Source organism: Bacteroides nordii, assembly GCF_019930665.1.
GTDB lineage: Bacteria > Bacteroidota > Bacteroidia > Bacteroidales > Bacteroidaceae > Bacteroides > Bacteroides nordii.
On record NZ_CP082886.1, the window covers coordinates 3,133,118 to 3,153,792 of the forward strand.

Consider the following 20,675-nt stretch of genomic DNA (forward strand, 5'->3'; position numbering starts at 1 on the left):
TAATATGTTTCAAAATATAACATATCTTAACCAGTTGAACAAGCAGGCTCCTGCTACGTCCTGACGATAAAATCATTAACTTTGCCAGCCATCTATAGAAAGGACCATTAATATGTCAGAAAATAACTATATATCAATCAAAGGAGCCAGGGTTAACAACCTAAAGAATATTGATGTAAACATCCCCCGCAACAAACTTGTCGTTATAACCGGATTATCAGGTTCGGGTAAATCATCACTCGCTTTTGACACACTCTATGCCGAAGGGCAAAGGCGTTATGTTGAAAGCCTGAGTAGCTATGCCCGCCAGTTTCTGGGCCGAATGAGTAAACCGGAATGCGACTTCATCAAAGGTATCCCCCCTGCGATTGCTATCGAACAAAAAGTAAACAGCCGTAACCCCCGTTCTACCGTAGGAACTTCTACCGAAATTTATGAATACCTGCGTCTGTTGTATGCGCGTGTAGGACGAACATACAGTCCGATAAGTGGTCAGGAAGTAAAAAAGCACTCGCCGGAAGATATCGTGAATTGCATGCTTTCTTATCCGGAAGGTACACGTTATACTGTTCTCACGCAAATACTTCTGCGCGAAGGCCGGACAATAGAACAACAGCTGGAGATAGACCTCAAACAGGGCTTCAATCGTATTGAGGTAAACGGAGAAATGGTACGTATTGACGAATATAAACCAGCCCAAAATGACACTGTATATCTACTGGTAGACCGCATGTCTGCAGCAAGTACCAAAGATGCCATCAGCCGTTTGACAGACTCAGCAGAAACAGCAATGTACGAAGGAGACGGTATGTGTATGCTTCGCTTTTATCTGCCGGATGGAACAACGAAGCTACATACATTCAGCACTAAGTTCGAAGCTGACGGTATCACATTTGAAGAACCGAACGACCAGATGTTTTCATTCAACTCTCCAATTGGAGCCTGCCCTGTGTGCGAAGGATTCGGTAAAGTGATTGGAATTGACGAACATCTGGTAGTGCCCAATCGTTCACTCTCGGTTTACGACGGAGCAGTAGTATGCTGGCGAGGTGAGAAAATGGGTGAATGGAAAGACATGGTAATACGTGGTGCAGAGAAAGCCGGATTACCTATATTTACTCCTTATTTTGAATTGACGGACGAACAACGCCGCATGCTATGGGAAGGTACAAAGTATTTTGAAGGCATCAACGCATTTTTCAGAATGCTTGAAGAAAATCAATACAAGATACAATACCGTGTAATGCTGGCACGCTATAGAGGAAAGACGCTTTGCCCTACCTGCCACGGTACACGATTGAAACCGGAAGCGGGATATGTGCGGGTAGTAGGACGCAGCATATCAGAACTGGTTGATCTCCCTATCACAGAATTACAACAGTTTTTTGATACACTGCAACTGGATAAACATGACACAGAAGTAGCCCGCCGTATCCTGTTGGAAATCAATAGCCGTATCCGCTTCCTTATTGATGTGGGGTTAGGATACCTGACCCTAAACCGGTTAAGCAACTCGCTTTCGGGTGGTGAGAGTCAACGTATCAACCTGGCAACTTCTCTGGGAAGTAGTCTGGTAGGCAGCCTTTATATTCTCGACGAGCCAAGTATAGGTTTGCACAGTCGCGATACAGATCGTTTGATCCGAGTCCTGCGCGAATTGCAGGCATTGGGTAATACAGTCATAGTAGTGGAGCATGACGAAGAAATCATCCGTGCTGCCGATTACATCATAGACATCGGTCCGAATGCCGGACGTCTGGGAGGAGAAGTTGTCTATGAAGGTGATATGAAAGACTTGAAAAAAGGAAGTAACAGCCACACGGTACGCTACTTGTTGGGAGAAGAAGAAATACCTGTACCCGCACACCGACGTCCATGGAACAACTATATAGAAATAAAAGGAGCACGTGAGAACAACCTGAAAGGGGTGGATGTACGTTTCCCATTAAATGTAATGACAGTAGTGACCGGAGTTTCCGGTTCGGGAAAGAGTACACTGGTACGTGACATATTTTACCGGGCACTGAAACGTGAACTGGATGAGTGTAGTGATCGTCCGGGAGAATTCGTTTCTATCGGAGGAGATATCCAGAACTTACGTAATATCGAATTCGTTGACCAAAACCCGATTGGTAAATCTTCCCGTTCCAATCCGGTTACGTACATTAAGGCATACGACGAAATCCGTAAACTGTGGGCAGAGCAACCATTAGCAAGACAAATGGGATATACCGCCGGATTCTTTAGTTTCAATAGTGAAGGCGGGCGTTGCGAAGAGTGTAAAGGGGACGGAACAATCACAGTAGAGATGCAGTTCATGGCAGACCTTGTACTGGAATGTGAATCTTGTCATGGAAAACGCTTCAAAGCAGATACACTGGAAGTAAAGTTCCATGATAAAAATATATATGATGTACTGGAGATGACCGTAAATCAGGCTGTAGAATTCTTCACTGAGCATGGACAAAAGAAGATAGTGAAAAAACTAATGCCACTACAGGATGTAGGTTTGGGATATATCAAATTAGGACAGTCCTCCTCTACCCTGTCGGGGGGTGAAAACCAGCGTGTGAAACTGGCATACTACCTGAGCCAGGAGAAAGCTGACCCGACGCTCTTCATCTTTGATGAACCTACCACAGGTTTACACTTCCACGATATCCGAAAATTACTGGAAGCATTCGATGCACTGATCCGCCGTGGACATACAATTATCATTATTGAGCATAATATGGATATGATAAAATGTGCCGACCACATAATAGATCTCGGACCGGAAGGCGGGGATAAAGGTGGATATATCGTAGCTACAGGAACACCGGAAGAGGTAGCAGCCTGCAAAACAAGCTATACGGGAGAGTTTTTACAAGCAAAGCTTGCTTAAAGAGAATGGAGAAGGGACAAACGCACTGCATACCCCTGTACCGGGTGGAAAAAAGAGCGTAACAGAAGTATTTTATTTATTGGGAAAGTTATTTGCAAAAAAATAAATAAGAACCGGTAAGAAGTTTACTATTATATACAAATGAGGGTACCCTTTGCGGACACCCTCATTTACATTAATCCTCCATTTCTTCATTGATAATACGACATGTATTCCTTTTAAATACATTCGATTTACGGCAGCATTGTAAAATGTCTCCCGAATCATGAGTTTGGCTTCTTTCATTGTCTCATAAGCACGCTGTATCCTGTAATTAATCAATGCCTTCCGACTTTCTTCATCTAAAATATCTTTCATAATACAATTCCTTCATTAGTAACATTAATATAAAAGGGAGTTTTAAACGGGCGGTTCTCCCAAAGTTTCTTCAGCATAACTATCGGACTGATAGAAACTCCAGTCTTCAGCTCAAGTTCGTAGAGGGGCAATGTGATTGCTTCTTCCTCTTCCAACGTCATTTTTTCACCGTCGAGCAGTATGAGCAGGTCGATGTCGCTGTCAACACGTGCTTCATTTCTTGCTTGCGAACCGTACAATATGGTTTTTGCAGTAGGTGCAACACGTCGAATAATATCTTTTATTTGTTCAATAACTTCTGCTCGTCTCATAACGTCCTCATCTATTGATTACTTGCAAATATACTTTATTTCTTTTAATTCCCAATATATCAAAGAATGCTTTTATAAATATTTCGCGCCATTGCCTTTCCCAATATTCTATCAACTACCTAATATTAAAATCCAACAGTTTTATTCTTCCATTTTTATTCGTCTATTTCTGTGTTTTTATCTTTCTTTGTAAGAAAAATAAAACTATAAATTCACGAACCGAAAACAGAGATGAAAGAGAACTTCGATCACAGTGCCGTACCCTATGACTTCGTCCATTGCCTCAACCAACAATGTCCGCACGCCGTAGAGTGCCTACGCTACCAAGTGGCGCTTCACCTATCTACAGAATGCAATATTATTAGCATTGTAAATCCAGTATATGCCACTTCGGCAGGTAAAGACAATTGTAAGTTTTTCAAAGCAGACAAACTCATGCAGTATACATCAGGTATTACACACCTACTGGATAGCATTCCTTATAGTGACGCAATCGTCATCAAGCAGCAGATGCTCGAATACTTCGGACGAAACTCTTATTACCGCTTCCTGAGAAAAGAACGCCTCATAAGTCCTTCCGAACAGAAATACATCCGGCAATTATTCCGTAAAAGGGGAATAGAAGATGAACCCGTATATGATGAATACCTGGAACGCTATGAGTGGTAGACGAACATAGTAAGACTCATACCAATTGGGAACAAGAGTTTCAGAGCGTTTCAATACATTGAGAAAACTTTCTCAACCTGTATAAAACAACTGTTTCAACCTATATGATGCAAGTGTTTCATCTTGTTGAGAAAAGACTCTCAATAGGATGAAACACTTTTCTCATAGTAATAAAACTATCTTCTCAAAGGATTGAAACGGGGCGATAGAAAACAATGGGATAGGAAAGGTCCTCGGTGAAACAGACAAGAAATGTAAAACTGAATATTCAAACGACCCAACCACTGAAATCAGAAGCTGAGATTGACAACTATCTCCAAGATCTGAAAAAGTTGTTAATGAAGTTCATTGATAATAATTATGAGGTGATGGTTAATAAATAAACGAAGTTAAATTTGCACTATCTACAGTGCAAAACAGAATAAAAATTGCACTATTTAGAGTGCTAATGAATAGAAATCATAATTATTATGGAAACAAATCAGATAAAAAAAATAAGACAGAGACATTCTGAAAATAAAACAAATAAGGCAGCTAATTCATTACGAGTTAGTTGCCTTTTTATATCCCTTCTCCATTTACTCAGAAGTAGAATCCGAAACCTATCTTAATACCGAACTTGGATAAATCGCTGTCATTAAAGCGCCATTTGTAGTATACAGCCGGTTCAATGGTTACTGTTTTTGAAAGGAAGTATGCATATCCTGCTTCAATTCCCAGTCCCCATTCCGTCCCGCTATGTCCGCCTTTCATACGATAACGGTTCAGATCAATACCTGCTCCTAAATAAACACCTGTTTTATTAAAGTAAAAACGACCACCTGTTCCTATCGTATACACATCTATCGGTTTACTCCAATCGGCACTGGCTTCTACCATTAAAGCAATGCCTTCTGCAAGGAAAGTACCGGCTTTGGCACCAATACCAAACTGTGCCTTCTCACTGTTACTATATGAGAAATTTAATCCGGTCAGTGACGGGTTAATAATCCACTTTCCTTGTTCAAACTGCGCCCGAGCACCTAATGAGGCTACCAACAGGCAAATAACCAATGCAAGTTTCTTCATACATTCATTTCTTTAAGTTATTATAATGTTCTTCTTCACGGCGCCGTTGCTGCATCTTCTCTTTTTTTCTCAACACCAGCCAGAGGGCAAAGACGATGACATATGAAACGGCAAGAGTAACATACTTCTCTGTATCGCTTACTTCCGTATTGCGCGGCAACAAATAGGCAGCCGTCACAGAAACATAAATAAGCAGGGCAAGAGTAACCCCGGTTGATTTCTTTATTTTCTTCATTAGGTCTAAATTAATCATTCAATCTTTTTGAGCCGAACGCCTTTTCCATACAAAAAACCAGATGGTAGCCACTAATGTGCATACTCCCCCAATACTGTAGGATAGCGGATGCGCAAACGCAAGTCCTTCCGGAGCGATACAGATATAAGTAGAACAAACGGCTGTCATAAACAAAGCAGGTATCAGTGTTATCCAGTACGGCTTCTTCGAACGAACCAGATAGACCGTAATAGTCCACAGGGTAAACACGGCAAGCGTCTGATTGGCCCAAGCAAAATACCGCCATATCATATTGAAACCGTCCGCATCACGCAGGCTGTAAAGCAACAGCCCGATAGCCACCACAAACATTGGAATGCAGATGTATAAACGACGGCTCATACTTTTTTGTTCCATTCCCAGAAAATCAGCTACGATAAGGCGAGCTGAACGGAAAGCAGTATCCCCCGAAGTTATAGGTGCAGCAATCACACCCAAAATAGCCAGTACACCACCCACAACACCTAACCAGCCTTTCGTTATTGAATCTACAATCACCGAAGCATTGTTCTCTTCCATTCCGTTTTCGTGGAAAAAGTAAGTAGCAGCTGCCGCCCAAATCAAAGCCACAATACCTTCAGTAATCATAGCACCGTAAAAGACAGGGCGACCATGACGTTCGGAAGTCATACAACGTGCCATCAAAGGGCTTTGCGTAGCATGAAAACCAGATATAGCCCCGCAAGCAATACTGACAAACATGATAGGAAAGATCGGTAGTACGGCAGCATCGGGATTGGTATTCTGCAATCCATCCCACAATTCCGGCAAAGCAGGATGATGTACATAAAGCATCACCACAATACCTACTGCCATAAACAACAGTGCAACAGCAAAGATAGGATAGATCTTGCCAATAATCTTATCGACCGGCAACAGAGTAGCAAGGATGTAGTAAGCAAAAACCACTATAATCCAGAAAGTAGCGTCCAGTGATTCCGGCGTAAGTTTGGCAAGTAATCCGGCAGGACCAGCGACAAACACAGAACCTACCAAAATCATCAGAATTACGGTAAAACCACGCATCACCTGTTTTGTCGTCAATCCCAGGTAACGGCCAACGATTTCGGGCAGACTCTCTCCCCCATTCCTTAACGAAAGCATTCCGGCAAAATAGTCATGTACAGCACCGGCAAAAATACTACCGAACACAATCCATAAATAAGAAGAAATACCAAACTTTGCTCCCATTATCGCACCGAAGATAGGCCCTAACCCGGCGATATTGAGAAACTGAATCATAAAAATCTTCCAGGTGGGTAGTGGAATATAATCCACTCCATCTGCTTTGGTTAGAGCGGGAGTTTTCCGGTCATCGGGCCCGAAAACGCGTTCCATAAAGCGTCCATAAGTGAAGTACCCGATAATAAGTGCCAATAAGCACAGTGTAAATGTAATCATGGCGTGTTATTCGTTTAACTGTGGCAAATGTAACATAATCCCACGAAACGTACAAGAATACCGACGCTTTTGCTAACTTTGCTGCCATTTATAACAATATTCAAACTGCAATGCGCTGTTATCTCTCTATTTTACTCTTTCTGTTATTGCTTGCCCCTGCAAAGGCACAGCCCAAATATGAAGTTCGTGCAGCCTGGGTGACGGCTGTATATGGACTGGACTGGCCACGCACCAAAGCAACCACCCCTACTGCTATCCGACGCCAGCAAGAAGAACTGACTGATATACTCGATAAACTGAAAGCTGCCAATTTCAACACCATTCTCTTCCAGACACGCACGCGAGGAGATGTACTTTACCACTCTTCCATCGAGCCTTATAACTCTATTCTGACCGGAAAAGTGGATGGCGATCCGGGATATGACCCACTTGCTTTTGCCGTACGCGAATGCCACAAACGTGGTATGGAATGTCATGCCTGGATGGTGGCTATTCCTTTGGGGAACAAAAAGCACGTGGCCAGCCTGGGAAATAAATCCGTTACTAAACAAAGAAAGGAGATCTGCATCCCCTATAAGAATGAATATTTTCTCAATCCGGGGCACCCGTCTACCAAAGAATACCTAATGAAACTGGTACGCGAAGTCGTAACCCGCTATGATATAGACGGTGTACACTTTGATTATTTGCGCTATCCGGAGAATGCCCCACGCTTTCCGGACAACTACGATTTTCGCCGCTATGGAAAAGGCAGAACGCTGGACCAATGGCGCCGTGATAATATCACAGATATTGTACGCTATATATATAAAGGTGTAAAAGAGATTAAACCGTGGGTTAAGGTAAGTACCTGTCCGGTAGGGAAGTACAAAGACACATCACGCTACTCTTCCAGGGGCTGGAATGCCTTCCATGCTGTCTATCAGGACCCACAAGGCTGGTTGGGCGAAGGTATACAAGACCAGATTTACCCAATGATGTATTTCCGCCAAAATAATTTCTATCCCTTTGCTCTCGACTGGCAGGAACAATCTAACGGACGGCAGATCATACCGGGATTAGGTATTTACTTTCTGCACCCGAGCGAAGGAAACTGGGTACGGGAGGACGTAGACCGGCAAATAAACTTCATTCGTGCACATAAGCTGGCAGGAGAAGGACATTATCGTGCCAAATTCTTAATGGACAACACGCAAGGAGTCTACGACGAACTGGCAGAAAACTTTTATGCCTATCCGGCACTGCAACCGGCCATGCCCTGGCTGGACAATGTCCCCCCCACTGCCCCGGAGGAACTGCGCATTACAGAAACAGCAGACGGATACACCCTGTTGACCTGGAAAGCTGCCAAAGACAATGACCCTGTGAATGCCCCCCGCTATGTCATTTATGCTTCGGAAACATATCCTGTAGATACTACAAAACCAGAAAATATCATCGCCCAAAGTGTGAGGGGTACAGAATATGTATATACTTCCCTCCTGCCATGGGACAGAAAAAAATGCTTTGCAGTAACAGCTATAGACAGATATGGAAATGAAGGGAAAGCCGTACAAGGAAGATAATCAAGGCGTCATCTCACACATTATCCAGGCCCGGTACACACTTTTATTAGTAACCGGAGTCAGTCCTATGTAACCATCAACCACTTTTCCGTCTTTTATCTGTAAAGGGAAAGCAGCCTTCATCTCTTCGTGTATCTGCAAAGCTTCACCGGAGACCGGATGATAAGTAATGGAAAAGCGTCCGGTGGTCCCGGAAGCAATATACTTTTTATGAATGAGGTGAGCTACCACCCCCATATTCATTCGCAAATTGACCTCTACACAAGGATGAATTCTATATTCTACCTCCGTTGAAGGAAACCGGCAGATCATCATATCTACCCCAAGATACCCCGAATAACCAAGACCGAAACAAGCTGATAACTCTTCTTCCAACCGATACCTTAACTTGCGGAAAGCTTCCTTACAGACATAAACGGAAAACCTGTGTTCAATCTCTTCATCCGATAGCAGTAAATTGCCTTCGTATGCTCCACTTCCATTAGTGGAGAATACAGAATAACCGGCAAAGACCACCTTTCCTCTCCCGTCCGAACAGAATTCCATAGCAAAGTCTGCCACCTTATTGTATATAGGTTCTGCCACTACTCCACCCTGTAAAGCTGCCACACGTTTACACCAGCCGGCGATAAAAGGAGTAAATACACCTTTACACCAGTTCAACCCCTTTCCACTACCTGAAAGCGGGGCTTTCAGCAAACAAGACGAATGCCGTTCTACAAACTGCTGCCACTCTTCAGGAGTGGTCAGGTAAAAAGATTCTCCGCAGAAAAGCTCATCCAACTGCAAATGAGATAATAACTCCACCGCACGACTTCTGTGTGAAAGGACACGCAGTTTTTCCAATTGAGATAATGCTGGTAATTCCGACTCCAGTACTCCCAAAAGCTGCAACCTCTTTCTCAAAGCCGGGTTCCACCCCCAAGGCATCGGTTGCAAGTTCTCTTCCGAAGCTACTTCCGGCTCCGTCATCAATTCTACAGGTAACGACAAATGCTGCTGCATCTCGCGAAGAAAGTCAAGATTATAAGCCGAAGGCGCCAGTACCGCACTTTCGGGAGAAGCATACCATACCGGCAATAATGCCAGATCTGCCGCCATCTGCCGGGCAGAGGCAGGAGGCATATAATTCACATCCCCACTTGCCAATGCCAAATCATGGTCCGGATTAAAAATATAAAGAGAACGTTTTATCATTTTGCTTTCATTATTCACATATTAATTACACATATCCATCTTTTCCTACTCCTGACTAACAAGCATTCCCTGTCTAAAGAACAAACCAGCGAATAAGGCAGTTCACATTTCGCAAATATACACAAGAAATAGCACTTTCCAGTAGTAAAACCGGTACTTCCTCCGAATTCCAATGCACTTTCGGTCAAGTTGAATCGCAATATCAACCGAAGAGAATCGCAATATCATACCGAGAAAAGCCTCTTTTCATCCGAAGAAAACTTTATTATCTTCCTATGAAAGCCTTTTTGCCTCCAAACCGCCCTTTTTTTCACCTGCATCCATTTATTAGCAAAATTCCCATCGATCTATCCGGCAGGCAAAAAGAAAGAAGAAACAATATTTATTCTCACAAACAGCCCAAAATAAGCAAACTTTTACTACATTTGCAGCCCAACACACAAAGAGAGTAGCAAAAGAACAAAACTCTAATTGAAATAACTGAGTTTTTTCGTTTCAATCGTCCCGGTGATCACCAAAAGCCCCTCCCTTAACAACAGGAATATCACTTTGACAAAACGGCAAAATCCAGTTCCGATCACCATCACCTGGTGAACTTCTCCCCGCATGGGAAGCGCACCTCCTTGTAGATGAAGTACAAACTTACTTAAATAAAAGTACAATTTTGCTATCTCTACTTTGCAATTACCAGAAAAAGAACTATATTTGCCACCCGTAAAACCTAAGAAAAGAAATGGAATCATTCTACCGCACACATGCTTACCTTGTTGAGCACACCAATGCTCCTGTCCGTCGTGACTTGATGGACGAAATAGACTGGAGCGACCGCTTGATTGGTATCAAAGGGACCCGTGGCGTAGGAAAAACCACTTTCCTCCTCCAATACGCTAAAGAGAAATTCGGAACAGACCGTTCATGTCTTTTTATCAACATGAACAACTTCTATTTCTCCGGCCATAGCCTTGTCGATTTCGTCAATGAGTTTCAACGCCGGGGCGGAAAGGTATTACTGATAGACCAGGTGTTCAAACATCCGGACTGGAGTAAAGAACTGCGAATGTGTTACGATCGTTTCCCCAATGTGAAGATTGTTTTCACAGGTTCATCGGTGATGCGACTGAAAGAAGAGAACCTCGAACTTCGCGACATTGTGAAAAGTTATAACCTGCGAGGATTCTCCTTCCGCGAATACCTGAATCTTCAGACCGGAATGAAGTTCCGTGCCTACTCGCTTGAAGAACTGCTCAGTAACCACGAACAGATAGCTAAAGGAATACTTTCAAAAGTTCGTCCGCTGGACTTTTTTCAGGATTATCTGCACCATGGTTTCTATCCGTTCTTCCTTGAAAAGCGTAATTTCTCGGAAAACCTACTCAAAACCATGAATATGATGGTGGAGGTAGATATTCTTCTTATCAAACAAATTGAACTGAAATATCTCTCAAAGATAAAAAAATTACTATATTTGTTGGCTGTAGACGGTCCCAAGGCCCCCAACGTGAGCCAATTGGCTACCGATATACAGACATCACGTGCTACGGTAATGAACTACATCAAGTATCTGGCAGATGCCCGTCTTATTAATCTGGTATATCCAAAGGGAGAAGAATTCCCCAAGAAACCGTCAAAGATTATGATGCATAATTCCAATCTGATGTATTCCATTTATCCGGTGAAAGTAGAAGAACAAGACGTGCTCGACACTTTCTTTGTAAATTCATTGTGGAAAGACCATAAGGTATATAAGGGAGACAAGAATGCCTCGTTCCTGGTGGATGAAGTGATGCCGTTCAGGATATGTTGCGAAGGGGTGAAGATAAAGAATAATCCCGGTGTGACGTATGCTTTGCAAAAAGCAGAAATAGGCAGAAACAACCATATACCTCTTTGGATGTTCGGATTCTTATATTGAAATGATTTATTTACTTAAATATTAATTTTTAGTTATGACTAAACAGAAGAAATTCATCACTTGTGATGGTAACCAGGCTGCTGCACATATCTCGTATATGTTTTCTGAAGTAGCTGCCATCTACCCCATCACTCCCTCTTCTACAATGGCTGAATATGTAGACGAATGGGCTGCCGCAGGACGTAAGAACATCTTCGGCGAAACAGTATTGGTACAGGAAATGCAATCTGAAGGCGGTGCTGCCGGTGCAGTTCACGGTTCTCTTCAGGCAGGTGCGTTGACTACTACATACACTGCTTCTCAAGGTCTTTTGTTGATGATCCCTAACATGTACAAGATTGCCGGAGAATTCCTGCCTTGCGTATTCCACGTATCGGCTCGTACACTGGCTTCTCACGCGTTGTGTATCTTCGGTGACCACCAGGACGTTATGTCTGCCCGTCAGACCGGCTTTGCTATGTTGGCCGAAGGTTCTGTACAGGAAGTTATGGACCTGGCTGGTGTAGCTCACCTGGCTACTATCAAGGCGCGCGTTCCTTTCATGAACTTCTTCGACGGTTTCCGCACTTCACACGAAATCCAGAAGATCGAAATGCTGGAAAATGAGGATCTCGCTCCGCTGGTTGATCAGGAAGCTTTGGCTGAATTCCGTGCCCGCGCACTGAACCCGATGACTCCGGTTGCTCGTGGTATGGCTGAAAATCCGGATCACTTCTTCCAGCATCGTGAATCATGTAACAACTACTATGAAGCAGTTCCTGCTATCGTAGAAGAGTACATGAACGAAATTTCTAAGATTACTGGTCGTAAATACGGTTTGTTCGATTACTATGGAGCAGAAGATGCAGAACGCGTAATCATCGCAATGGGTTCTGTAACAGAAGCTGCCCGTGAAGCTATCGACTATCTGGTAGCTAACGGTGAGAAAGTAGGTATGGTTGCAGTTCACCTGTACCGTCCGTTCTCTGCAAAACACTTCCTGGCTGCTGTACCTAAGACTGCGAAGTCTATCGCAGTTCTTGACCGTACAAAAGAACCGGGTGCTAACGGCGAACCTCTGTATCTGGATGTAAAAGACTGCTTCTACGGCACAGAAAATGCTCCGGTTATCGTAGGCGGCCGCTACGGTTTGGGTTCTAAGGACACTACTCCTGCCCAGATCATCTCTGTATTCGAAAATCTGGCTATGCCAATGCCGAAGAACCACTTTACTATCGGTATCGTAGACGACGTAACATTTACTTCACTTCCTCAGAAAGAAGAAATTGCTTTGGGTGGCGAAGGCATGTTCGAAGCTAAATTCTACGGACTGGGTGCTGACGGTACAGTAGGTGCTAATAAAAACTCTGTTAAGATTATCGGTGACAACACTGATAAACACTGCCAGGCCTACTTCTCTTACGACTCTAAGAAGTCAGGAGGTTTCACTTGCTCTCACCTGCGTTTCGGTGATACTCCAATCCGTTCTACTTACCTGGTAAATACTCCGAACTTTGTGGCTTGCCACGTTCAGGCTTACCTGCATATGTATGATGTGACACGCGGTTTGCGCAAAAACGGTTCTTTCTTGCTGAATACAATCTGGGAAGGTGAAGAACTGGCTAAGAACCTGCCTAACAGAGTGAAGAAATACTTTGCACAGAATAACATCTCTGTATATTATATCAACGCTACTCAGATTGCACAGGAAATTGGCTTGGGCAACCGTACCAATACAATCCTTCAGTCTGCATTCTTCCGTATCACAAACGTTATCCCTGTAGAACAGGCGGTAGAACAGATGAAGAAATTCATCGTGAAGTCTTATGGTAAGAAGGGTGAAGATATCGTTAACAAGAACTATGCAGCCGTTGACCGTGGTGGTGAATACAAACAACTGACAGTTGATCCTTCATGGGCCAACCTGGCAGATGATGCTAAAGCTACTAACAACGATCCTGCATTCATCAATGAAGTAGTTCGTCCTATCAACGCACAAGACGGTGACTTGCTGCCGGTATCTGCATTCAAGGGTATTGAAGACGGAACCTGGTATCAGGGAACTTCTAAATACGAAAAACGTGGTGTAGCTGCATTTGTACCGGAGTGGAACGCAGAAAACTGTATCCAGTGTAACAAGTGTGCTTACGTTTGTCCTCACGCTTCTATCCGTCCGTTCGTACTTGATGCTGAAGAGCAGAAGGGTGCAAACTTCGAAATGCTGAAAACTGTAGGTAAAGCATTCGAAGGTACAACTTTCCGTATTCAGGTAGACGTTCTCGACTGTCTGGGTTGTGGTAACTGTGCTGACATCTGTCCGGGTAATCCGAAGAAGGGTGGCAAGGCATTGACCATGAAACACCTCGAAAGCCAATTGGCTCAGGCTGATAACTGGACTTACTGCATTGACAACGTGAAGAGCAAACAACACCTGGTTGACATCAAAGCTAACGTTAAGAACTCTCAGTTCGCAACTCCGTTGTTTGAGTTCTCCGGCGCTTGCTCAGGTTGTGGTGAAACTCCGTACGTAAAACTGATCACTCAGTTGTTCGGTGACCGCGAAATGGTTGCTAACGCTACCGGATGTTCTTCGATCTACTCAGGTTCAGTACCTTCAACTCCTTATACTACAAACGAAAAGGGTCACGGTCCGGCATGGGCTAATTCTCTGTTCGAAGACTTCTGTGAGTTCGGTTTGGGTATGGAACTGGCTAACGAAAAGATGCGTGACCGTATCGTGAAACTATTCAACCAGATTCTTGCAGGTGAAAATGCTCCGGCTGAAGCAAAAGAAGTATTGAAAGCATGGATCGAAAACATGTACGATGCAGACAAGACTAAAGAACTTGCTCCACAAATCGAAGCAATCATCGAACAAGGTATTGCTGCAGGTTGCCCGGTTTGCAAAGAACTGAAAGGTCTGACTCACTTCCTCGTTAAACGTAGCCAGTGGATCATCGGTGGTGACGGTGCTTCTTATGATATCGGTTACGGCGGTCTTGACCACGTTATCGCTTCCGGTAAAGACGTTAACATCCTGGTACTCGATACTGAAGTTTACTCAAATACAGGTGGACAGTCTTCTAAGGCTACTCCAGTAGGTGCTATCGCTAAGTTTGCTGCTTCCGGTAAACGTGTTCGCAAAAAAGACCTTGGTCTGATGGCTACTACTTACGGTTATGTTTATGTTGCACAGATCGCTATGGGTGCTGACCAGGCTCAGACTCTGAAAGCTATCCGCGAAGCTGAAGCATATCCAGGACCTTCACTCATCATCGCTTACGCTCCATGTATCAACCACGGTTTGAAAGCTGGTATGGGTAAGAGCCAGGAAGAAGAAGAAAAAGCAGTTAAGTGCGGTTACTGGCACCTGTGGCGTTACAACCCGGCTTTGGAAGCTGAAGGTAAGAACCCGTTCTCACTGGATAGCAAAGAACCGAACTGGGATGAGTTCAAGGGCTTCTTGAAAGGTGAAGTTCGTTATGCATCTGTAATGAAGCAATATCCTGCAGAAGCAGAAGAACTGTTCCAGGCAGCTGAAGACAATGCTAAATGGCGTTACAACAACTACAAGCGTCTGGCTAACCAGGCTTGGGGTGTTGCCGAATAAGTAATTCAACTTATCAGATAAAAGAAAGGCGGGAATCCGAAAGGGCTCCCGCCTTTTTGTCTGTTTACTGTTCTTTTGGAATCCAACTATCCACCAATTCCCGGTGTTCATCTATCCATTTACGGGCAGCCTCCTTTTCTGTTTTCTCTGTTTCTTCCACAGCCAGCATCAAAGAACTGATCTGCTCATCTGTCAGACGAATATTCCTGAAAAGTTGAGTAGCAAACGGATCTTTCTCCGGAAAACCTTTCCAGGTAATAATATGAATCTTCTCCGCACTACCATAAATATTCTTGGAATCTTGCAATATCTTTAATTTGAAACGATCAAACATCCAATGCGGTGTCCAACCAGTGACCACTATCCATTCATTTCTGTCAATTGCTTTCTTCAATGAAGCAGTCATAGCAGGACCACTTGAGGTCATCAGCTTATAATCCAGATTATAGTCTTCAATAACGTCTTCCGTAGCCCGCATAATACCTGCCCCTGCATCGATACCAACAATCTTCGAACCAAAACGTTGCTTCTGAGAATTCAATTCATCAATAGAATTAATCGTTACATACTCCGGTACAACCAGTCCGATACGGGCTTCATCATATATATCACCTATTATTTCCAGTTTATCACCATATTGCTCTATGTAATCACTCATTGTTACCGGTAGCCAAACATCCATAAAAACATCTGCTTTCTTTCTGGCAAGTGAAGTAAATATAGGAGCAAGATCGGCATTTAGTAATTTCACATCATATCCCTGCTCTTGAAGGATGGCTTTTGCCAGATGCGTCATTGCAATACCTTCCGCCCAATTGGCGTAAGCAATACTTATCTTTTTATCAGAATCTCCTCCTCCGCATGAGCTGAAAAAGAATATAGCAAGTAAGATTGCTACTATAATTTTTATCTTAGTATTCATATCTCTATTATTTCTTTTTGTTTTGCGCTATCCCCTGAGTAATACGGTCCAGAACGATCGCAAGTATAACTACGGCTATACCTCCTTCAAATCCCAAGCCTATTTTCATCTGAGTAATCCCTTTCAAGACAATCTCTCCCAGTCCACCGGCAGAAATCATCGCAGCAATAACAACCATTGAAAGAGACATCATAATAGTCTGGTTTACTCCGGTCAATATGGTAGGTAGCGCTAATGGTAATTGCACTTTATAAAGTAATTGCCAGGGAGTAGCCCCAAACGAGCGTGTAGCTTCCACTACATTTTTAGGAACCTGACGTATCCCCAATCCTGTGAGACGAACCACCGGAGGCATCGCAAAAATGATAGTTGCAAAGGCGCCCGGCACTGTCCCTAACCCAAAGAATAATACTGCCGGAATCAGATAAACAAAAGCCGGCATCGTCTGCATAAAATCGAGAACAGGCCGCATTATCTTATTACATCGATCACTATTGGCGGTCCAAATACCCAACGGTACTCCCAACAACAGAGCAAGACAGGTGGAAGAAAGTACCAATGCAAGTGTCTGCATTGTTTCTTCCCAGAATCCCATACCGTAAATCAACAATAATCCCAACAATGTAAATACAGCCACTCCTTTACCTGCCTTAAACCAGGCAAGTACAGCAAGCGCCACAATAGTAATATAAAACGGTATCCCGAATAATACATGCTGAAAACTGTCAATGAATCCTCCAATGCCCATGCTTAGTGCATCAAAGAAAGAAGCAAAATGTTCTGTAAGCCAGTTTATGGCCATCTCTATATATTTTCCGATATTTATCATAAGTCTATTGCATTTTGAATGATTTCATTAATTTCTTTTTTATCTTTTCCGGTCACCTCAATGATAAGAGATGACAGTGGAACCACCCCCTCGAACTCCCTGTCCTCATTTACCACCCAAATAGGTGAATTGGTTTTTGTCATTAACGGCAGGATATCTTCAAGAACCGTATCCCCCAATACAGAATGTACTTCATGACGTACCACAGAATCAATCGACCTCACCTGTTCCTTTCTCAGCCTCAATAAATCGTTCAATCGGACCTCTCCTACCAATACGTTACCCGTATCCACTACCGGAAGCACCGTCAGGTTACGTTCGCGCATCTTTCTGATCAATACCTCCGGACCCTCTTTTTTCAAACGCGCTACCAATGGTTTATCAATCATCACCGAAGCCGCTGTAATAATCTTACTACGGTCTACATTTTCCACGAAACGTTCTACATAAGCATTGGCAGGTTCTGTCAGTATCTCTTCCGAAGTGCCGATCTGTACTATTTCTCCATCTTTCATAATAGCAATACGGTCTCCAAGTTTAATAGCTTCACTCAGGTCATGGGTAATAAATACAATTGTCTTCTTCATTTTGGCTTGTAAAGCCAATAGTTCATCCTGCATCTGTACGCGAATCAAAGGATCAAGAGCAGAGAAAGCTTCATCCATCAGTAGTACTTCCGGGTTATTAGCCAATGCACGTGCCAGTCCTACACGTTGCTGCATACCACCGGATAATTCACCAACCATTTGATTTTCATATCCTTTTAGTCCTACCAGTTGCATACTCTCCATCGCTTTTCGTTCTCTTTCTTCTTTTTTTACCCCCTGCAGTTCAAGTCCGAAAGCAATATTATGCAGTACTGTACGATGGGGCAACAAACCAAAATTCTGGAAAACCATAGCCAGTTCCTTTCGTCGTATCTGCAACAATTCTTTGTCAGATACCTTAGCAATATCCGTTCCATTGATTACCACTTCGCCCGAAGTTGGTTTTATCAGTCGGTTGATACAACGCAGCAGAGTAGATTTACCACTCCCTGACAATCCCATAATAACAAATATTTCTCCTTCGTCAATCGAGAGGTTTGCATCTTTCACAGCAACCGTACATCCGGTTGCTTTCAATATTTCGCTTTTGCTTCTCCCCTCTTTCAATAAGCGAAGTGCCTTCTGCTTGTCATTTCCAAAAATAAGGTATAAATCTTTGATGTTTATTTTGTTCATATATAATAATATTTAGATAATTAATAATAGCCATAGAAATCCTTCTTTATATCTCATAAAGTTCCGATTAAACAACAGGCTTTCGCCTCCCGATATAGAGATTAATAAATACACATTTTGAGCAGCAAAATATACTGGTGAGAGTTCTGTATGAATGATAGTTTAAACGAAATATCACGTAATGTGTGTTGAACTCACGCTACAAACAGAACAATGCCTCTTTGGCTTTTGTTCAGACACATTTACTTATCAAAGAAGAAAAGTTATACAAAAGAATAATATTTTTTTGTAACATAACCATCAAATAAGCACCAATAGCCCCTGAATATATCCAAACAGGCATCATTCTCCAAAATAGCGTTTTATACTTTACATATAAATGCCTAACTTCGTGTCACATTTTAATTATAAAAACAAACATTATTATGAAAAAACTATTACTTGGAATGTTTACTGTACTTGCTCTGAATGTGCAAGGACAGAGTTTAACCGATACACCGGTAGTGATGAAAGAAAGAAGTGAAATCGCACATTTCTTTGTCAGCAAACCATTTCTGTATACCATCACAGAAAGTAACAAAGATTACATTGTTGACATCTATAATGATGAATTACAGAAATCCAGAAAATTCACTGTAAAGAATGCGGTTTTTAATCGTGAAGATAACATGGCTTATGGCATTGTCGATTTAGACATGGATAATTTAACCGGATATGACGCATATAGTGGTTCTTTATTGAGCCAGTATCTATTCAATGACGATGACAAAATAGAATATGTATTTTGTACTTTCAAAAAGCAGACGACAGGTGAGCGATATGAATACATACTTCAAAAAGCAGAAGTTATCAATGAAGACGGAGAAATATTAGGCACTCTCCCTGTAGAAGCTGTCGAGTTCTATGCAGGATATGATATGTTAGAGATATCGGTTGAATTAACCCAAATTGGCGACAACTATTACATAGTGAATGACGAAGAACTCAATGAGCCTGTTGATCCCGGAGAACCTACTTACAACACCTCCTATTGGAAACTCAATAAAAGCAAAGGAGGATCGGGTGTAAGCTTCACCAAAACTGCCAGCTTTAAAAGTTATCCTAATCCGGTACGCCAAAACGAAACTTTTACTATCGAAGTAGGAGAAGAAAATGTAGTTTCCGGCAATTTCATTGAATTATGTGATCAGAGCGGTCGCATGGTTTATCGCCAGGCTATCACAAACAGTGAAGTTAAAGTACCAACACGTCGTATGAAAGGGATGTATATCTATAATATAATATCTGGAGGTAAGGCTATCAGTACAGGTAAAGTGATAGTACAATAAGTTCTATCAATCTCATTTACACATCAATATTCTACAACAATTATTTAAACAAACAGAACAAATGAAGAAACTATTATTTGGCATATTTACTGCAATAGCTTTAAATGTGCAAGGGCAAAGTTTTGGAGAACCTCAAGTATTCGAAAAGGCCTGTTACTTTATTCACAATTTCGTAAATGAAGATTACTTCTTTTCCATATTAGATAATGAAAACAAAACAGACCGCACAATCAGTATTTACAATGACGAAATACACAATGTGAAAAATATCATAGTAAAAGATGTAGAACATGATTACAATCAGTCTTTTGATATTGGAGCAACCGTATATTCACTAATTGAATACCAAATGGTAAATGCAGAACATGATGGTGGAGAAGGGAGCCCTGCCACTCAAACACTTTTCAATAATGATGAAAAATGGGAATATATTCGGGGTACCTATGTCTATACAGTTGAAAATAGTGAGTCTTACGAACGAAAAGAATGGAAACTGACCAAAGCTGAGATCCTCGATGAAAATGGAAAGGTTTTAACAGAAATTCCAACAGATGCAATTACTGATTATCCCGGTTCCGGCCAACCTTACTCATACTTAAATGTTGTAAAAATGGGAGATAACCATTATATACTCAGCGAGAAACGTGCCCACAATAGCAGTGACCTAACACTTACTACTTTCTATAAAATAATAAAAGGCAATAGCTCAGGCATTAAATTCACCAAAATGGCTGAATTTAAAGGATATCCTAATCCGGTACGCCAGAACGAAACATTTACTATAGAAGTAGGAGAAGAAAATGTAACTTCCGGCAGTTTCATTGAATTATGTGATCAAAGTGGCCGCATGGTTTATCGCCAGGCTATCATAAGCAGTAAAGTTAAAGTACCAACACGCCGTATGAAAGGAATGTATATCTATAATGTAATAGCCAGTGGAAAGTCCGTTAATACAGGCAAAGTAATCGTACAATAAATAAATATATCCACTCTCCTACTTTGATATTCTAACTATTACTTTCCCTTTAGTTTTGAATATCAAAGCTTGAGGAGATACAAAGGATGTTTTAATGCCTCATTAATCGCAGAAAATCTTCTCTTTAGAGAATACTGTTGATATATGACATTAATACTTCCCACATTCTA

General features: G+C 42.3%; 17 protein-coding genes. 8 read left to right on the plus strand and 9 right to left on the minus strand.

Annotation, left to right across the window (positions count from 1 at the left end):
* Positions 1-112: 112 nt before the first annotated feature.
* Positions 113-2,884, plus strand: a complete 2,772-nt coding sequence (gene uvrA, locus K8P02_RS12570) for an excinuclease ABC subunit UvrA (RefSeq protein ID WP_122200768.1) — start codon at positions 113-115, stop codon at positions 2,882-2,884.
* A gap of 72 nt (positions 2,885-2,956) precedes the next feature.
* Here uvrA and K8P02_RS12575 read toward each other — a convergent pair whose 3' ends face one another.
* Positions 2,957-3,241, minus strand: a complete 285-nt coding sequence (locus tag K8P02_RS12575) for a hypothetical protein (protein WP_025867011.1) — start codon at positions 3,239-3,241, stop codon at positions 2,957-2,959.
* Positions 3,238-3,552, minus strand: coding sequence for a nucleotidyltransferase domain-containing protein (locus tag K8P02_RS12580; protein ID WP_002561059.1), 315 nt, complete (start codon positions 3,550-3,552; stop codon positions 3,238-3,240). The genes K8P02_RS12575 and K8P02_RS12580 overlap by 4 nt, the downstream gene beginning before the upstream one ends.
* A gap of 231 nt (positions 3,553-3,783) precedes the next feature.
* Here K8P02_RS12580 and K8P02_RS12585 point away from each other — a divergent pair, with 231 nt between their 5' ends.
* Both K8P02_RS12585 and K8P02_RS12590 read left to right on the plus strand, forming a co-directional pair.
* Complete coding sequence (locus K8P02_RS12585) at positions 3,784-4,221, plus strand: DUF6078 family protein (RefSeq protein WP_025867010.1); 438 nt, start codon at positions 3,784-3,786, stop codon at positions 4,219-4,221.
* A gap of 236 nt (positions 4,222-4,457) precedes the next feature.
* Positions 4,458-4,604: a hypothetical protein gene (locus K8P02_RS12590; protein ID WP_155896573.1), complete on the plus strand. Its 147-nt coding sequence runs from the start codon at positions 4,458-4,460 to the stop codon at positions 4,602-4,604.
* A 199-nt stretch (positions 4,605-4,803) separates the two neighbouring features.
* On the opposite strand, the gene K8P02_RS12595 is transcribed toward K8P02_RS12590, so the two are convergent.
* Genes K8P02_RS12595 through K8P02_RS12605 form a run of 3 tightly spaced genes read right to left on the minus strand, consistent with a single transcriptional unit; the run spans position 4,804 to position 6,964 of the window.
* A complete protein-coding gene (locus K8P02_RS12595) occupies positions 4,804-5,289 on the minus strand; it encodes an outer membrane beta-barrel protein (RefSeq protein ID WP_002561057.1) in 486 nt (161 codons plus the stop codon).
* 4 nt (positions 5,290-5,293) lie between these two features.
* The gene (locus tag K8P02_RS12600; protein WP_002561056.1) at positions 5,294-5,524 is read right to left on the minus strand and encodes a hypothetical protein; all 231 of its coding nucleotides are present in this window, start codon (positions 5,522-5,524) and stop codon (positions 5,294-5,296) included.
* A gap of 18 nt (positions 5,525-5,542) precedes the next feature.
* Positions 5,543-6,964 (minus strand): carbon starvation CstA family protein, encoded by a 1,422-nt coding sequence (locus K8P02_RS12605; RefSeq protein WP_007486208.1) that lies wholly within the window; start codon positions 6,962-6,964, stop codon positions 5,543-5,545.
* A 110-nt stretch (positions 6,965-7,074) separates the two neighbouring features.
* On the opposite strand from K8P02_RS12605, the gene K8P02_RS12610 reads away from it, so the two are divergent.
* Positions 7,075-8,529: a glycoside hydrolase family 10 protein gene (locus K8P02_RS12610; RefSeq protein WP_007486207.1), complete on the plus strand. Its 1,455-nt coding sequence runs from the start codon at positions 7,075-7,077 to the stop codon at positions 8,527-8,529.
* On the opposite strand, the gene K8P02_RS12615 is transcribed toward K8P02_RS12610, so the two are convergent.
* Positions 8,530-9,726 carry a hypothetical protein gene (locus K8P02_RS12615; protein WP_025867009.1) on the minus strand — a complete coding sequence of 399 codons (1,197 nt, stop codon included), beginning with the start codon at positions 9,724-9,726 and terminating at the stop codon, positions 8,530-8,532.
* A 733-nt stretch (positions 9,727-10,459) separates the two neighbouring features.
* On the opposite strand from K8P02_RS12615, the gene K8P02_RS12620 reads away from it, so the two are divergent.
* Together K8P02_RS12620 and nifJ are read left to right on the plus strand one after the other, a co-directional pair.
* Positions 10,460-11,638 carry an ATP-binding protein gene (locus tag K8P02_RS12620; protein ID WP_007486205.1) on the plus strand — a complete coding sequence of 393 codons (1,179 nt, stop codon included), beginning with the start codon at positions 10,460-10,462 and terminating at the stop codon, positions 11,636-11,638.
* A 34-nt stretch (positions 11,639-11,672) separates the two neighbouring features.
* Positions 11,673-15,227 carry a pyruvate:ferredoxin (flavodoxin) oxidoreductase gene (nifJ, locus tag K8P02_RS12625; protein WP_002561051.1) on the plus strand — a complete coding sequence of 1,185 codons (3,555 nt, stop codon included), beginning with the start codon at positions 11,673-11,675 and terminating at the stop codon, positions 15,225-15,227.
* Between the two features lie 64 nt (positions 15,228-15,291).
* Here nifJ and K8P02_RS12630 read toward each other — a convergent pair whose 3' ends face one another.
* Genes K8P02_RS12630 through K8P02_RS12640 form a run of 3 tightly spaced genes read right to left on the minus strand, consistent with a single transcriptional unit; the run spans position 15,292 to position 18,201 of the window.
* Positions 15,292-16,149 carry a glycine betaine ABC transporter substrate-binding protein gene (locus K8P02_RS12630; protein ID WP_025867007.1) on the minus strand — a complete coding sequence of 286 codons (858 nt, stop codon included), beginning with the start codon at positions 16,147-16,149 and terminating at the stop codon, positions 15,292-15,294.
* Between the two features lie 7 nt (positions 16,150-16,156).
* Positions 16,157-16,978 (minus strand): ABC transporter permease, encoded by an 822-nt coding sequence (locus K8P02_RS12635; RefSeq protein ID WP_002561049.1) that lies wholly within the window; start codon positions 16,976-16,978, stop codon positions 16,157-16,159.
* A complete protein-coding gene (locus K8P02_RS12640; RefSeq protein ID WP_002561048.1) occupies positions 16,975-18,201 on the minus strand; it encodes a quaternary amine ABC transporter ATP-binding protein in 1,227 nt (408 codons plus the stop codon). The genes K8P02_RS12635 and K8P02_RS12640 overlap by 4 nt, the downstream gene beginning before the upstream one ends.
* A gap of 425 nt (positions 18,202-18,626) precedes the next feature.
* On the opposite strand from K8P02_RS12640, the gene K8P02_RS12645 reads away from it, so the two are divergent.
* On the plus strand, positions 18,627-19,529 hold the full coding sequence (locus K8P02_RS12645; protein WP_025867006.1) for a T9SS type A sorting domain-containing protein: 903 nt from the start codon (positions 18,627-18,629) through the stop codon (positions 19,527-19,529).
* A gap of 61 nt (positions 19,530-19,590) precedes the next feature.
* Positions 19,591-20,505, plus strand: a complete 915-nt coding sequence (locus tag K8P02_RS12650; RefSeq protein ID WP_025867005.1) for a T9SS type A sorting domain-containing protein — start codon at positions 19,591-19,593, stop codon at positions 20,503-20,505.
* Positions 20,506-20,675 lie beyond the last annotated feature (170 nt).

Excerpts from the sequence above, each read along its gene's own strand:
- K8P02_RS12630 (WP_025867007.1), bottom strand. The coding sequence starts at position 16,149 with ATGAATACTAAGATAAAAATTATAGTAGCAATCTTACTTGCTATATTC.
- K8P02_RS12595 (WP_002561057.1), bottom strand. The coding sequence starts at position 5,289 with ATGAAGAAACTTGCATTGGTTATTTGCCTGTTGGTAGCCTCATTAGGT.
- K8P02_RS12645 (WP_025867006.1), top strand. The coding sequence starts at position 18,627 with ATGAAAAAACTATTACTTGGAATGTTTACTGTACTTGCTCTGAATGTG.
- K8P02_RS12585 (WP_025867010.1), top strand. The coding sequence starts at position 3,784 with ATGAAAGAGAACTTCGATCACAGTGCCGTACCCTATGACTTCGTCCAT.
- K8P02_RS12635 (WP_002561049.1), bottom strand. The coding sequence starts at position 16,978 with ATGATAAATATCGGAAAATATATAGAGATGGCCATAAACTGGCTTACA.
- uvrA (WP_122200768.1), top strand. The coding sequence starts at position 113 with ATGTCAGAAAATAACTATATATCAATCAAAGGAGCCAGGGTTAACAAC.
- K8P02_RS12600 (WP_002561056.1), bottom strand. The coding sequence starts at position 5,524 with ATGAAGAAAATAAAGAAATCAACCGGGGTTACTCTTGCCCTGCTTATT.
- K8P02_RS12575 (WP_025867011.1), bottom strand. The coding sequence starts at position 3,241 with ATGAAAGATATTTTAGATGAAGAAAGTCGGAAGGCATTGATTAATTAC.
- K8P02_RS12620 (WP_007486205.1), top strand. The coding sequence starts at position 10,460 with ATGGAATCATTCTACCGCACACATGCTTACCTTGTTGAGCACACCAAT.
- K8P02_RS12610 (WP_007486207.1), top strand. The coding sequence starts at position 7,075 with ATGCGCTGTTATCTCTCTATTTTACTCTTTCTGTTATTGCTTGCCCCT.
- K8P02_RS12640 (WP_002561048.1), bottom strand. The coding sequence starts at position 18,201 with ATGAACAAAATAAACATCAAAGATTTATACCTTATTTTTGGAAATGAC.
- K8P02_RS12650 (WP_025867005.1), top strand. The coding sequence starts at position 19,591 with ATGAAGAAACTATTATTTGGCATATTTACTGCAATAGCTTTAAATGTG.
- K8P02_RS12580 (WP_002561059.1), bottom strand. The coding sequence starts at position 3,552 with ATGAGACGAGCAGAAGTTATTGAACAAATAAAAGATATTATTCGACGT.
- K8P02_RS12615 (WP_025867009.1), bottom strand. The coding sequence starts at position 9,726 with ATGATAAAACGTTCTCTTTATATTTTTAATCCGGACCATGATTTGGCA.
- K8P02_RS12605 (WP_007486208.1), bottom strand. The coding sequence starts at position 6,964 with ATGATTACATTTACACTGTGCTTATTGGCACTTATTATCGGGTACTTC.
- nifJ (WP_002561051.1), top strand. The coding sequence starts at position 11,673 with ATGACTAAACAGAAGAAATTCATCACTTGTGATGGTAACCAGGCTGCT.